Below are 962 nucleotides of genomic sequence, written 5' to 3'. Positions count from 1 at the left end.
GTTGACTCGGTGATCACTTTGGGGAAATATATGCAAAGGGTGCAATTATCGACGATCACGTCGCTCTTGTTGGGAGTCTTAATTGGAATGAGCATGCAGGAACCGAAAACCAAGAGATCGTACTCGAACTAATCGGAGATGACCCAACGACATACTATAATTGTGTCTTCGCAGCCGATTGGTAAAATATAAATAAACTGATACGAAATCCCGAAGGGGAGTCAATACTGGAGAAGAACCAGAGTATGTACCACTGACACTTGCACTGGGTGCCCTTGCAGCGGTCATTATCGCAGGATATGCACTGTACTCAGCCGTTCGCTTGGATCGTCGCTAAGATACTGATAAGTATATGACTAAACTGAGAATTGAGCCACTCGGAGGACATCTCATGATCTATCTCTGTTGAATATCGGTAGATTAGAATTTTATCAATTTTGGGGACTTAGGTATTTGAAATAAATAACGAGAGAGTGAGTATACTGTGATCATGACGAAACACAATCATATGGTTTGTAGGCAACATCAAATGAAATTGGAGTATCTCAAGCTCTCTCGATGACCACATCATCGGTCACTCGATACCGGCATGCAAGCTGGATATTATCGGCATCATCCTGTATTGAGACAGCGAGTCGAGTTTGCTCCTTTGTTGCTCGCTGCCCAATTGGTCCGCCCACGACACGGGCAGTGCAGGCTCCGAATGTCGAGTTGCCTCTGCAATTAAGTGCTCCTGTCACCCTACTATGCGGTGGCATCGCATCATTGAGCAAGACTGCTCGAAGTGTTTCTCCTGGTTCGCACTTCACTGAAACACCACGATACGTAACTTCAGGTACGTTAGGCGCATGACCGCCGTCTATAGACTTGTTTCTCATCAATGCTTAGGGTGACGATGAAGTGTATCTGGTCCTCCGTTGTCTTTATTGGGTTGTCGTGTTCACTGAAATATTATTTATGAT

Annotated in this window: 2 protein-coding genes; one reads left to right on the top strand and one right to left on the bottom strand. The window is 45.0% G+C overall.

Features of this window, described 5'->3' with window-relative positions; all coding sequences use genetic code 11:
* The first annotated feature begins 26 nt into the window (after window positions 1-26).
* Window positions 27-185 (top strand): phospholipase D-like domain-containing protein, encoded by a 159-nt coding sequence (locus J07HQW2_RS18840; RefSeq protein ID WP_343122484.1) that lies wholly within the window; start codon window positions 27-29, stop codon window positions 183-185.
* 360 nt (window positions 186-545) lie between these two features.
* Here J07HQW2_RS18840 and J07HQW2_RS13210 read toward each other — a convergent pair whose 3' ends face one another.
* On the bottom strand, window positions 546-878 hold the full coding sequence (locus J07HQW2_RS13210) for a 2Fe-2S iron-sulfur cluster binding domain-containing protein (protein ID WP_021056062.1): 333 nt from the start codon (window positions 876-878) through the stop codon (window positions 546-548).
* Window positions 879-962: the final 84 nt, after the last annotated feature.

Origin of the sequence: Haloquadratum walsbyi J07HQW2, assembly GCF_000415985.1 — an archaeon.
GTDB classification, from domain to species: Archaea; Halobacteriota; Halobacteria; order Halobacteriales; family Haloferacaceae; genus Haloquadratum; species Haloquadratum walsbyi_B.
The sequence above is the reverse complement of the archived record's forward strand: the minus strand, read 5'-3'. Positions and strand labels throughout refer to the sequence as shown.